We start from the raw sequence: 12,836 nt of genomic DNA, 5'->3' as shown, positions 1-12,836 counted from the left end.
GGCGAGCAGCACGGCCGCGAGCACGGCGACGGAGAGCACAGTCACGCCGGTGGAGGCGAGGCTGCCGCCCGCGGTCGAGGTGCCGCCACCGCCGGAGCCGCCCGTGGTGGACGTCGTCCCCGTACCGCCGGTGCTCCCGCCGGAGCCGCCGTTCCCGCCCGTGCCGCCGGTGCCGTCGTCGGTGTCCACCGGGTCCTGCCCGGCAAAGCCGACCGGGGGACCCTGACGTCCTGGGAGCGGTCGCCGGAGAGGGTGTGGTCGTTGCGGGTGGCCAGCACGCAGCCGGCCTTGACGCAGTCGGTGTTCTCGTCCTTGGCGTCGACGGTCAGCTCGACCTCGAACGTGCCGCCCGCGCCGTACGGGATCGCCAGGTCCTCGCCGTGGTCCGGCGGGTCGGAGGAGATCCACGCGGAGGAGTGCGAGCCGCCGGCCATGTCGACGCCGCCGATGCAGGCGTGGGCGGTTCGCCGTCGCCGTTGTCGACGCAGAGGGCGACGTAGATGCCCTTCCTGGGGTAAGTACGAGTCCGGCTTGTTTGTCAACGGGGGTCGGGTGCCCTAACCACGGTATTCGGCAGGGGACTTGAGGGGGTGTATGCGGCCACCTGTGCGCTGAGCTCCATGGCGGCGCTGCGGACTCGGGGGCGGGAAAACATGAGAAAAGTTCACGACTGCAGCATCTGGCGACCGCGACACCCCCTGGGCTACCGTCGGTAACACCCGCTCTCGCAGCGGCCTCTCGTGTGTCTCCCGCCCCTTGCGCATCTCCCCGGAAGGCAGCCCATGGAGAACTCGTCAACCCCTGCCGCGATCACGCGCCGTCGTGCCCTGACCGTCGCCGGCGGGGTGCTCGCCGGTGCCGCCCTCGCGCAGGCCACGTTCCCGGCCTTCGCGGCCTCGGCCGGCTCGTCGGACGCGGACGCCATCGTGGTCGGCCACGGCCTCGCCGGGCTGGTCGCGACGGCCGAACTGGCCGCGGCGGGACGCAAGGTGCTGCTCCTGGACCAGGAGCCGGAGGCCAGTCTCGGCGGGCAGGCGTTCTGGTCCTTCGGCGGACTGTTCCTCGTCGACTCCGCCGAGCAGCGGCTGATGGGCATCAAGGACTCCCACGAGCTGGCCTGGCAGGACTGGCTGGGCACGGCCGGCTTCGACCGCGGGATCTCCGACCCGTCGGGCCAGGACCACTGGGCCCACAAGTGGGCCGAGGCGTATGTGGACTTCGCCTCCGAGGAGAAGCGGTCCTGGCTGGCCGGGCTCGGGATGCAGTGGTTCCCGATCGTCGGCTGGGCCGAGCGCGGCGGCGGTCTCGCGGACGGGCACGGCAACTCGGTGCCGCGCTTCCATGTCACGTGGGGCACCGGACCGGCCGTGGTCGAGCCGTTCGAGAAGAAGGTCCGCGCGGCCGTGGAGAGGGGCCTCGTGACCTTCAAGTTCCGCCACAGAGTCGACGAGTTGATCGTCACGGGCGGTGCCGTCACCGGCGTACGCGGCGCCGTCCTGGAGCCGAGCAGCGTCGGGCGCGGCAAGCCCAGTTCCCGTACCGTCGTCGGCGACTTCGAGCTGAACGCCCCGGTCGTGATCGTCACCTCGGGCGGCATCGGCGCCAACCACGAGCTGGTGCGCAAGAACTGGCCCGCCCGGCTCGGCACCCCGCCCAAGTCCATGATCACCGGCGTGCCCGCGCACGTGGACGGCCGGATGCTGGCGATCACCGAGAAGGCGGGCGGACGGATCGTCAACCCCGACCGGATGTGGCACTACACCGAGGGCCTCAAGAACTACGACCCGATCTGGCCCGGCCACGGCATCCGCATCCTGCCCGGCCCGTCCTCCATGTGGTTCGACGCCGAGGGCAAGCGCTTCTCCAGCCCCGACATCCCGGGCTACGACACCTTGCACACCCTCAAGTCGATCAGCGACAGCGGCTACGACTACTCCTGGTTCGTCACGACCCAGAAGATCATCGCGAAGGAGTTCGCACTCTCCGGCTCCGAGCAGAACCCGGACCTCACGGAGAAGAACATCTGGATGCTGCTGTCCCGCATCTGGCAGACACCGGAGCCGATCGAGCGGTTCAAGGAGAAGGGCGAGGACTTCGTCGTCGCCAAGACCCTGCCCGAACTCGTCACGGGTATGAACAAGCTGACCGGCGACAACCTCATCGAACTCGCGGACCTCAAGCGGCAGATCGAGGCCCGTGACCGCGAGATCGACAACCCGTACACCAAGGACGTCCAGGTCATGGGCATCCGCAATGCGCTCGCCTACCCGGGGGACACGCTCAGCCGGACCGCGTCCGCCCACAAGATCCTGGACACGAGTGCCGGCCCCCTCATCGCCGTGCGCCTCAACATCCTCACCCGCAAGACCCTCGGCGGCCTCCAGACCGACCTCTCGGGCCGTGTCCTGGACGCCTCCGGCACCCCGATCTCCGGTCTGTACGCGGCCGGCGAGGTCGCCGGCTTCGGCGGAGGCGGCGTCCACGGCTACCGCTCCCTGGAGGGCACCTTCCTCGGCGGCTGCCTGTTCTCGGGCCGCGTGGCAGGCAAGGCCGCGGCACAGGCCACCGCGACCTGAACCCAGCGGGTCACGGCTCGGTGGGCACACACAGGACGGGCGTACGGGACAGATGCAGCAGTTTGTGCGGTGTGGAGCCCAGCAGGGCCCCGCGCAACGGGCTCTCACCCCAGCTGCCGACCACGATGAACCTCGCCGCATGGCGCGTCGCGGCCTCGATCAGCGCCTCCGCCGGCTTCTGGTCGATGACCTCGACGGTGGTCCGCACACCGGCCTCGTCGGCCACCGCGACGGCGTGACCGAGTGCGGTGCGGCCGACCTCCTGGACGGCATCGCGGTGCGCGGTGTACTCCTCGCCGAGGGCGCCGGGCGCCGCCGCACCGTAGACCATCACGAGCGGCTCGCCGAACGCCGCCGACACCTCGATGGCGACGTGCAGTGCGCGGACCGCGCCCGGGGACTCGTCGTATCCGAGGACGATCGACATCTTCACTGCTCCTTGTCGCCGTGCACGAGATCGGGGTCGGCCACCTCGGGGCGTTCCTCCCAGAAGGTGGGGGCCATCAGGCGCCACACGACCATGAGGATCACCCCCGCGAGAGTGATGCCGATGCCGATGACCAGCGGCGGGCCGACCCCGAACCATGAGACACCGCTGTAGGAGTTCTCGGGGTCGGCCATGTCGCCGATCGACTCGACGAGCAGCCAGACCAGCAGTCCGGCACCGATCAGCGGGCCGAGGCCGATGAGCAGGAAGTTGTGCAGGCTCTCGGTGAGATGGCGGCGGTAGTAGACGGCGCAGGCGATGCCCGTGAGCGCGTAGTAGAACGCGATCAGCAGGGACAGCGCGGTGAGCGAGTCGAACAGGGCGTTCTCGCTGATCTGACGGACGACCAGATACCAGGCGATGGCGATGCCGGCCACCCACCACGTGCTCACGTCGGGGGTGCGGAAACGCGGGCTGATGTGTCCGTAGTGGGACGGCAGCGCGTGCCGGCGGGCCATGGACAGCGCCGTGCGCGAGGCGGGGATGATCGTCGTCTGCGTGGAGGCCAGCCCGGAGGTGGAGACCGCCAGCAGCACCACCCAGTCCCAGCCGCCCATCGCCTCGTCGGCGAGGATGGCGAAGATGAACTCCTCCTCCGCGGCGTTCTCGGACAGGAACGCCGGCCCGGCGTAGGCGACGACCGCGTAGGCGACTGCCACATACGTCACCAGCAGGATGACCGTCGACCAGACGGCCGCCTTGCCCGGAGCGGTGGCGGAGTTCTCGACCTCTTCGGTGAGATTGACCGCCGACTCCCAGCCCCAGTAGATGAACACGCCCAGCAGCAGGCCGGCCGTCAGCCCGGCGCCGCCCGCCCCGAAGGGGTCCAGCCAGCTGAACGCCGGGTCGACGGCGTCGAGGGTGCCGGTGTCGGCGTAGACCTTGTAGAGCGCCACCACGGCGAACGCGATGAGGCAGGCGACCTGCGCGAGGATGAGGACGTTCTGTACCCGCGCCGACACCTCGGTGCCGATGACGCACACGGCCGTCATCACGATGATGAGCAGCACCGTGAGCAACTGGCGCACGAACTCGTTCTCGGCCCAGCTGTCGAGACCGAAGGCCAGCAGGGCGAACGTCACCGCCACGTCCGCCAGCGAGCCGATCACCAGGACGCCGGTCATCGTGATGGCCCAGCCGCCGAGCCAGCCGGCCCACGGGCCCATCGCCCGGGTGACCCACGAGAAGGTCGTCCCGCAGTCCTGGTCGACCTTGTTGAGGTAGTAGAACGCCGAGGCGATCAGCAGCATCGGGACGAACGACGCGAGCATGACGCCGGGGGCGTAGACACCCACCAGCGCCACGACCGGGCCGATGGCCGCGGCCAGCGAGTACGCGGGCGAGGTGGCGTTGAGCCCGATGACGAGCGCGTCGACGAACCCGATCGCATCGGGCTTCAAGCTCGCGGACTGCGGCGGGCCCGCGTCCGCGATGTCTTCGGCCATGTTCCCTCACTCCCGTTGGACGTGAATCCATACAACAGGGAGCTGCGAAACATTCAAGACATTGATGCCCTTGGCGGGCATATATGTCGTGCCGGGACGGCCGCTACTCCGGTGCCGGGACGAGCGCCGCCAGGTCGTCCGGGGTGCGGGGGCCCGCCGACGCGTCGCCCAACAACCCCTGTGCCCGCAGGAGTTGGGCCGCCGCGACACCCCACGGGAGCCGCAGGCCGGCCTGCTGGAGGAGGTCGGTGCGGGCCAGCATCTCCGGTGCCGGCCCGATGCGTGCGCCGGACGGGGTGAGGAGCGCCGCGTCGTCGGCCCAGCGCAGGGCCAGATCGACGTCATGGGTGGCCATGACCACCGTGGTCCCGCTCGAACGCAGTCCGTCGAGCGTGGCGAGCAGGCGTTCCTGCCCGTCCGGGTCGAGCCCGGCGGTCGGCTCGTCCAGGATCAGCACCCGGGGCCGCATCGCCACCGCGCCGGCGATGGCCGTGCGCTTGCGCTGCCCGTACGACAGCAGATGCGTGGGCCGGTCGGCCAGCGCACTGATGTCCAGTGCGGCGAGCGCCTCGTCGACCCGCACCCGCACCTCGGGGTCGGACAGGCCGAGGTTCAGCGGGCCGAAGGACACGTCCTGGGCGACGGACGCGGCGAAGAGCTGGTCGTCCGGGTCCTGCACCACCAGCTGGACGGTCGTCCGCAGCCGGGTCAGCCCCTTGCGGTCGTACGTGACCGGCGTGCCCTGCACCGTCAACCGGCCGTCGTGCGGCCTGAGTCCGCCGCTGAGCAGCCGCATCAGCGTGGTCTTGCCGCTGCCGTTGCGACCGAGCAGCGCCAGCGCGCGCCCCTCGCGCACGTCGAAGTCGAGGCCGCTGAGCACGACGGGGCCGTCCTCGTAGGCGTAGGACGTGCCCCGCAGGGCGACCAGTGCGGTGGGCTCGCTCATGGCAGGGCCTTCTCCAGTACGAGGGTGAGGGCGGCCAGCGCTGCGAGGAGGGCGCAACTCGCGGCCGTGAAGCGGACGGAGACGCGGGCCTCGGGCACCAGGACACGCAGGGTGCCGTCGTAGCCGCGCCCGGCGAGCCCGGCCTGGAGACGGATGGCCCGGTCGAAGGCCCGTACGAAGGCGGTCGCGCCGAGCCCGGCCAGGGAACGCCACTCCGCGGCCCGGCTCGTGTGCCCCAGCCGGGCGGCCTGGGCGTCCCGGATGCGGCGCACGGAGTCCAGGAGCAGGAAGCTCATGCGGTACGTCACCAGGGCGACGTCCACGACGGGCGCGGGCACTCCCGCCTTCACGAGACGGGGCAGCAGGTCGGACATGGGGGTGGTGAAGGCGAACAGCAGCACCCCGAGCGAGGCCGCCGAGGTGCGCAGCAGCAGTTCCCCGGCCCGCAGCGGGCCGTCGTCCGCGAGGGACACGAAGCCTTCCGGCCCGCCCACCTGGACGAGCAGGGTGACCGCGCCGGTCACGCAGAAGCCCAGCGGCACGCGGTAGGCACGCCACAGCCGCCGGCCCGGCACGCCCGCCGGGCCCAGCAGCACCACGAGGGACGTCAGGAGCACCAGGGCCGCGCCCGGCCAGGGCGGCAGTGAGATCGCGAGCAGGGTGAGACCGAGCCCGAGCACGGCCTTGTCCACGGGGTGACGGCGGCGCCAGCGACTGCTGTGCGCCGCCGCGTCGATCGGCAGCACGAGGGATCAGGCCCTTTCGGCCGTGGACTCCTCGGCGGTCGCGGCGCCACCGGCCGCGCTCTCGGCGTCCCGCGCCCGCTCCAGCGCCCGCTGCTCGCCCTGCCGCCGGCCCCGGTGCACGCCGAAGTAGTAGGCGAGGACACCGGCACCGAGCGCCGCCTGGAGGGAGAACAGCGCCGATTCGATCTCACCGGACGGCGGCTCGTACAGCGGCGAGAACCACGGCTCGTAGTCCGGCTCGATCTCGGTGATCGCCGATTCCGCCTCACCGTCGGCGCCCGTGAACGGCTCCTCCTTGTGGTCGCCGAGACCCAGGGCCAGCGGCAGGACCGCGAGCGCGGCCACGACGATCAGCAGCAGGACGTTGATCTTCGTGTTCCTGCTCATCGGGCTCTTGCTCATCGGGCCACCGCCTCGGTCTCGGTCCGGGACTGCTTCTTGGCGAGGAGCACGCCGAGCCGGGTCAGCTCGCCCTTGCTGGACTGCACCAGCAGCCGCATCACGAGCACCGTGAGCAGTCCCTCGCTCACCGCGAGGGGGATCTGGGTGACGGCGAAGATGGAGCCGAACTTGCCGAGCGCGCCCAGGAATCCGCTGCTCGGGTCGGGGAACGCGAGCGCCAGCTGGACGCTGGTGACGCAGTAGGTGGACAGGTCGGCGACGAACGCCCCGAAGAACACCGCCACCATCAGCGGCACGTCGTAGCGGCGCAGCAGTTTGTAGATCGCGTATCCGGCCCAGGGGCCGACGATCGCCATCGAGAAGACGTTGGCGCCGAGCGTGGTCAGGCCACCGTGCGCGAGCAGCAGCGCCTGGAAGAGCAGGGTGATGGTGCCCAGTACCGCCATGATCGGTGGCCGGAAAAGGATGGCGCCCAGCCCGGTGCCGGTCGGATGCGAGCAGCTGCCGGTCACCGAGGGCAGCTTCAGCGCGGACAGGACGAACGTGAAGGCTCCGGAGGCGCCGAGGAGCAGCGTGCTCTCGGGGTGCTCCCTGACCTCACGGGTGAGCGAACGGACTCCGTGGACTACGAACGGCGCGGACGCGACGCCCCAGGCGACCGCGTGCGCCGGCGGGAGGAAACCCTCGGCTATGTGCATGGCTCAGCAGACCCTCTCCAGCACCTCGTGGATGGTTGACGCGCCTTGGCCGGTCTCCTGGCTGACGGGTACCACCGCCCGTGCTCCGCCTTCCCGGGTCCCGAAGGACCCAGTGGCTGCCCGTGAGGGCCAGAGCCGGACTTCCCGATTCACAGTGGCGAGGGCCGCACCGGCATCACACCGGATTTCCCGTTCACCAAGGCGTGGTGACAGTAGTGCCCGTACAGCGTGGCTGACAAGCGCGCCTCGGGGGCGTGAAAGGGGCGTTCGCCCGCTCCATGGCCCGGGCGCGCGGCCCGACGACTCCGCAACCGTGTGTAAACCCTGGGTAACCGAATGCGGATCACTTACCAGAAGTTTGTGAATGCGGTGATCTGTCCGCGTTTCGGTGCCGAATCAAGTGCATGGAGGAATCCACGGCCCTGCTGGACGGATGCGGTGAACCGGCCGGCATCGAGAGAACCCTCGCCGCGGTGCTGGCCGAAGTCGTGCGGAGCGAGCAGGTGCCGGTCGACGGTCACTTCTTCGACGACCTGGGCGCCGACTCGCTTGTGATGGCGCACTTCTGCGCACGAGTCAGGAAGCGCGCGGATCTGCCGTCGGTGTCGATGAGGGACGTCTATCGGCACCCGACGATCAGGAGCCTGGCGACGGCGCTCGCGGATGCCGAGCCCATGCCCCGGTCCGAACCGGCGGCCGCGGTCACGGCACCGGAGGCCCCGGCCCCGGCCCCGACCGCGGCGGGCAAGCGGCAGTACGTCCTGTGCGGGGCCCTGCAGTTCCTGGCCTTCATGGCGTACCTCTACCTCCTCGCCTTCGGCACCGCCCTGGGCTACGGGTGGATCTCCGCCGGATCGGGCGCACTCGATGTGTACCTGCGCTCGGTCCTGTTCGGAGGTGCGGCCTTCCTGGCTCTGTGCGTCCTCCCCGTCCTCGTGAAGTGGACCCTCGTAGGCCGGTGGAAGCCTCAGCGCATACCCGTCTGGAGCGTGGCGTACGTCCGCTTCTGGATCGTCAAGACGCTGGTGCGGGCGGATCCCATGGTGCTGTTCAGCGGCTCCCCGCTCTACCTGCTCTACCTCAGGGCACTGGGCGCGAAGGTCGGGCGGGGCGCCGTGGTCCTCTCCCGGAACGTGCCCGTGTGCACCGACCTGTTCACCATCGGTGACGGCACAGTCGTCCGCAAGGACTCGTTCTTCCCCTGCTACCGGGCGCACGCCGGACAGATCCAGACGGGCCCCGTCACCATCGGCAGGAACGTGCTGGTCAGCGAGGCCACCGTCCTCGACATCGACACATCGCTCGGCGACGGGGCCCAGCTCGGGCACGCCTCCTCACTGCACCGCGGGCAGGCGGTGCCCGACGGCGAGCACTGGCACGGGTCCCCGGCGCAGCGGACCGACGTGGACTACCAGGTGGTGGGCCAGGCCCGCTGCGGCGCGGTGCGCAGAGCGACCCACAGCGTTCTGCAACTGCTGGTCGCGCTGGTCGTGTACGTACCCCTGGCGGTCGGCGGTGTGGCCGCGCTGCTCGTGGAGGTCCCGCAGCTCAGCACGGCTCTGGATCCGGGACCCGCGGTCTTCGCCGACGGGTCGTTCTACATCGAGGCCCTGGCGATGTCCTTCGTGCTCGTCTTCGGCGCCGTACCCGCCGGTCTCCTCGTCCTGACCGCCCTTCCGCGCCTGCTCAGCCTGACCATCACGCCGGGCAGGACCTACCGTCTGTACGGCTTCCACTTCGAGGCGCACCGGACGATCACGCTCCTGACCAACTGGCGGTTCCTGAAGCGTCTGTTCGGTGACAGCTCCGCCATCGTCCACTACCTGCGGGGCCTCGGATACGACCTCTCCCGCGTCGAGCAGACCGGGTCGAACTTCGGCACGGAGATGAAGCACGAGACGCCGTACCTGAGCTTCGTCGGGCGCGGCACGATGGTCGCCGACGGCCTGTCGATCATGAACGCCGACTTCTCCAGTACCGCGTTCCGGGTGTCCCGGGTGTCGATCGGGCCGCGCAACTTCCTCGGGAACCGGATCGCGTATCCCACGCGGGGCAGGACCGGCGACAACTGCCTCCTCGCGACGAAGGTGATGGTGCCGGTCGACGGGGAGGTCCGCGAAGGCGTCGGCCTGCTGGGCTCGCCGAGCTTCGAGATTCCGCGTTCGGTCCTGCGGGACAGCACCTTCGACCGGCTCAAGGGCCATGAGGAGCTGCGGCACGGCCTTGCCGCCAAGAACAGGCACAACGTCGCCACCATGGCCTGGTACCTGCTGTCGCGTTGGATCTTTACCTTCGTTCTCATCCTTCTCGTCACAGCGGCCGCGGAGTTGTACGGGCCGCTCGGCGTGTCCGGGATCATGCTGGCCGACGTCCTGGTCGTGCTGTTCACCATCGCGTACTTCGTGCTGGTCGAACGCGTCGTCACAGCGGTCCGTCCCCTGAAACCCCTGTTCTGCTCGATCTACACGCCGGACTTCTGGCAGCACGAGCGCTACTGGAAGGTGCCGTCGGAGACGTACCTACGGATGCTCAACGGCACCCCGTTCAAGAACGTCGCCTGGCGGTTGCTGGGGGTGAGGCTCGGCCGCATGGTCTTCGACGACGGCTGCCATCTGACGGAACGGGCCATGGCTGCCATCGGGGACGGCTGCACGCTCAACCTGGGAAGCGTGGTCCAGTGCCATTCGCAGGAGGACGGCGCCTTCAAGTCCGACCGGAGCACGATCGGCTCCGGGTGCACCCTCGGGGTCGGCGCTTTCGTCCACTACGGCGTCACGGTGGGCGACGGTGCGGTGCTCGCCCCGGACTCCTTCCTGATGAAGGGGGAGGCGGTCCCGCAGGAGGCCTCGTGGGGCGGGAATCCGGCACGGCCGATCCGCCCGTACGGCGAGGACGAGGTGAGGTCGGGCCCATGACATCCACGGCATCGACGGCATCGACGACAGCGACTGCGGAGGCCGGCCGGGCGTACTGGCGGGGTGTGCTCGCCGCCGGCGGGGTCACCACCCTCCCACGGTGGACCCTCGACCCGGTGACCGGTGTCGCCGAGCACGAGGCGCCGCTTCCCCAGGATCTGACGGACGCGCTGAGCCGCCTGACGGACGATCTGGCGGTACCCCTGCGCACGGCGCTGCTCGCCGCGCACGCCAAGGTTCTCGCCGCCCTGTCCGGCGAACACGAGGTCACGACCGGTTACGTCGCCGTACCGGCCGCGCCGCCGCTGCCCTGCCGGCTGACCGTCGAACCCGGCTCGTGGCGGACGCTGGTGCTCCACACCCACCGGGCCGAGTCGGAACTGCTGCGGCACAAGGACTTCCCCGTCGACGGACTTCGGCGTGCGGCGGGCCTTCCCGGACCGGCCGGCGAGGCCGAGTTCGATCCGATCGGCGACGGCGGCGAACTCGCCGGGAACGCCGTGCTGCGGCTGGCCACACCGCGGCCGGGCGAGTCGCCCACGCTGCGGCTGCGGTACCGGACCGACGCGCTCGACGCGGACTGCGCCGCGAGGATCGTCGGCTACCACCTCACCGCGCTCACGCTCATCGCGGCCGATCCGGACGCCGCGCACGACCGGCAGAGCCTGCTCTCGGCCGAGGAGCACCGCTTCCAGCTCGAAGGACTCGCCGGCCCCCGCCGTGAACTGCCCGACCACCGCTTCCACGAGCTGTTCGAACAACGCGTCAGGACGCACCCCGACGCCATCGCGGCCGTACACGGCGACCAGCGGTGGACCTACCGGGAACTCAACGCGCGGGCGAACCGGCTGGGGCGTGCCCTCCTGGCGCGGGGGCTGGGCCGTGAAGGGGTCGTCGCGGTGGTGACCGAGCGGAACCTGGACTGGACGGCCGCCGTCCTGGCGGTCCTCAAGGCCGGCGGGGTGTACCTGCCCGTCGAGCCGCACTTCCCGGCCGACCGCATCGCGACCATGCTCACGCGGGCCGGGTGCCGACTCGTGCTGACGGAGCCGGGCAGCACCGCCATGCTCGACGGGGCCCTCGACGCGCTGCCCGCGGTCCGGGCGCTGTCCGTCGACGCCGCCTACGCGGAGGGCCACGCGGACTCCGACCTCGGCGTCGGCGTCGCACCGGACCAACTCGCCTACATTTACTTCACGTCCGGCTCCACCGGCGAGCCCAAGGGAGCCATGTGCGAGCACGCGGGCATGCTCAACCACCTCTACGCCAAGATCGACGACCTGGGGATCGGCGAGGGTCAGGTGGTCGCCCAGACCGCGCCCCAGTGCTTCGACATCTCGCTGTGGCAACTGGTCTCCGCGCTGCTGGCCGGCGGGCGGACCCTGCTCGTGGAACAGGACGCGATCCTGGACGTCCCGCGGTTCGTCGACACGATCGACCGCGGCGGGGTCGGCGTCCTCCAGGTCGTGCCGTCCTACCTCGACGCGGTCGTGGCCTACCTGGAGCGGCACCCGCGCGCGCTGCCGGACCTGCGATGCGTGTCGGTCACCGGCGAGGCACTGAAATGGGAGCTCGTACAGCGCTGGTTCGCGGCCGAGCCCGGCATCGGGCTGGTCAACGCGTACGGGCTGACCGAGACGTCGGACGACACCAACCACGAGGTGATGGACCGGGCGCCGGACAACGGACGGATCTCGCTCGGCTCGCCGATCAGCAACGTGCACGTCCACGTCGTGGACGAGCACCTGTCACCGGTGCCGCTCGGCGCCCCCGGTGCGATCGTCTTCTCCGGGGTGTGCGTCGGCCGCGGCTACGTCAACGACCCGGAGCGCACCCGGAAGGCCTTCGTACCGGATCCGCACCACGCGGGCCGACGGCTCTACCGGGGCGGCGACTACGGCCGCTGGGTGCCCGGGGGCAAGCTGGAGTTCCTCGGCCGCCAGGACACCCAGGTCAAGATCCGCGGCTTCCGGATCGAGATCGGCGAGGTCGAGAGCGCCATGCTGCGGGCACCCGGGGTCCGCGACGGCGCGGTGGTGGCCGTCGAGGGGGCCGGCCAGGGCGGACGCCTGGTGGCCTTCTACTCCGGTGACGGCTCGCTGGACGACGCCGACCTCAGGGACCGGCTGGGCCGGTCGCTGCCCGAGTACATGGTCCCCTCGGAGTTCCACTGGCAGGAGAACCTGCCGGTGACCGCCAACGGCAAGGTCGACAAGAAAGCGCTCACCGCGCTCGCCGCGCAGGTCAGCGCCGTGGTGCCGGATGCCGGATCCGCCGGCACCGGACTCGACATGGCCGAGGAGGGCCGCGACACGCCCCGCACGCCGACCGAACGGCGGCTGGCCGCCCTGTGGGCTCAGGTCCTCGGCATACCGGAGCACACGATCCGCCGGCACGACCACTTCTTCGACCGTGGCGGCACCTCCCTCGCGGCGGTGCGGCTCGCGATCGCCCTGGACCGTGCCGTGGACATCAAGGACCTCACGCGCCACCCGGTGCTGGCCGACCTGGCCCGCGTCGTCAACGGCAGGTCCCCAGCCGCCGCGCCACCGGCCTCCGCGGCCGGCGTCGGCCCCGCACCACCGGCTTCCTCCTGAACCCGCGACCGAAAGGAGACCGAG

The 12,836-nt window shown here is 70.7% G+C and carries 10 protein-coding genes and 1 riboswitch; of the genes, 3 read left to right on the top strand and 7 right to left on the bottom strand.

Features of this window, described 5'->3' with window-relative positions; translation table 11 throughout:
- Positions 1–41: 41 nt before the first annotated feature.
- Entirely contained in the window at positions 42–434 is a 393-nt protein-coding gene (locus OG331_RS12440) for a hypothetical protein (protein WP_406195112.1), read from the bottom strand.
- 348 nt (positions 435–782) lie between these two features.
- Between OG331_RS12440 and OG331_RS12435 the strand changes: the two genes are divergently transcribed.
- Positions 783–2,576, top strand: coding sequence for an FAD-binding dehydrogenase (locus OG331_RS12435; RefSeq protein ID WP_406195110.1), 1,794 nt, complete (start codon positions 783–785; stop codon positions 2,574–2,576).
- 10 nt (positions 2,577–2,586) lie between these two features.
- Here OG331_RS12435 and OG331_RS12430 read toward each other — a convergent pair whose 3' ends face one another.
- From OG331_RS12430 to OG331_RS12405, 6 genes are all read right to left on the bottom strand, one after another.
- The gene (locus OG331_RS12430; protein ID WP_406195108.1) at positions 2,587–3,003 is read right to left on the bottom strand and encodes a universal stress protein; all 417 of its coding nucleotides are present in this window, start codon (positions 3,001–3,003) and stop codon (positions 2,587–2,589) included.
- Between the two features lie 2 nt (positions 3,004–3,005).
- Entirely contained in the window at positions 3,006–4,508 is a 1,503-nt protein-coding gene (locus OG331_RS12425; RefSeq protein WP_406195106.1) for an APC family permease, read from the bottom strand.
- A 103-nt stretch (positions 4,509–4,611) separates the two neighbouring features.
- Entirely contained in the window at positions 4,612–5,454 is an 843-nt protein-coding gene (locus tag OG331_RS12420) for an ATP-binding cassette domain-containing protein (protein ID WP_406195104.1), read from the bottom strand.
- Positions 5,451–6,200, bottom strand: a complete 750-nt coding sequence (cbiQ, locus tag OG331_RS12415; protein WP_406195102.1) for a cobalt ECF transporter T component CbiQ — start codon at positions 6,198–6,200, stop codon at positions 5,451–5,453. The genes OG331_RS12420 and cbiQ overlap by 4 nt, the downstream gene beginning before the upstream one ends.
- A gap of 6 nt (positions 6,201–6,206) precedes the next feature.
- Entirely contained in the window at positions 6,207–6,587 is a 381-nt protein-coding gene (locus OG331_RS12410) for an energy-coupling factor ABC transporter substrate-binding protein (protein ID WP_406195100.1), read from the bottom strand.
- 11 nt (positions 6,588–6,598) lie between these two features.
- Positions 6,599–7,300: an energy-coupling factor ABC transporter permease gene (locus OG331_RS12405; RefSeq protein WP_362381544.1), complete on the bottom strand. Its 702-nt coding sequence runs from the start codon at positions 7,298–7,300 to the stop codon at positions 6,599–6,601.
- Positions 7,301–7,329: 29 nt separating this feature from the next.
- A riboswitch (cobalamin riboswitch) is annotated at positions 7,330–7,516 on the bottom strand.
- A gap of 188 nt (positions 7,517–7,704) precedes the next feature.
- On the opposite strand from OG331_RS12405, the gene OG331_RS12400 reads away from it, so the two are divergent.
- Both OG331_RS12400 and OG331_RS12395 read left to right on the top strand, forming a co-directional pair.
- Entirely contained in the window at positions 7,705–10,215 is a 2,511-nt protein-coding gene (locus tag OG331_RS12400) for a Pls/PosA family non-ribosomal peptide synthetase (RefSeq protein ID WP_406195098.1), read from the top strand.
- On the top strand, positions 10,212–12,812 hold the full coding sequence (locus OG331_RS12395; RefSeq protein WP_406195096.1) for a non-ribosomal peptide synthetase: 2,601 nt from the start codon (positions 10,212–10,214) through the stop codon (positions 12,810–12,812). The genes OG331_RS12400 and OG331_RS12395 overlap by 4 nt, the downstream gene beginning before the upstream one ends.
- Positions 12,813–12,836: the final 24 nt, after the last annotated feature.

The organism is Streptomyces sp. NBC_01017, from assembly GCF_045162795.1.
Lineage (GTDB): Bacteria > Actinomycetota > Actinomycetes > Streptomycetales > Streptomycetaceae > Streptomyces > Streptomyces machairae.
This window is presented reverse-complemented; position numbering and strand designations above follow the sequence as displayed.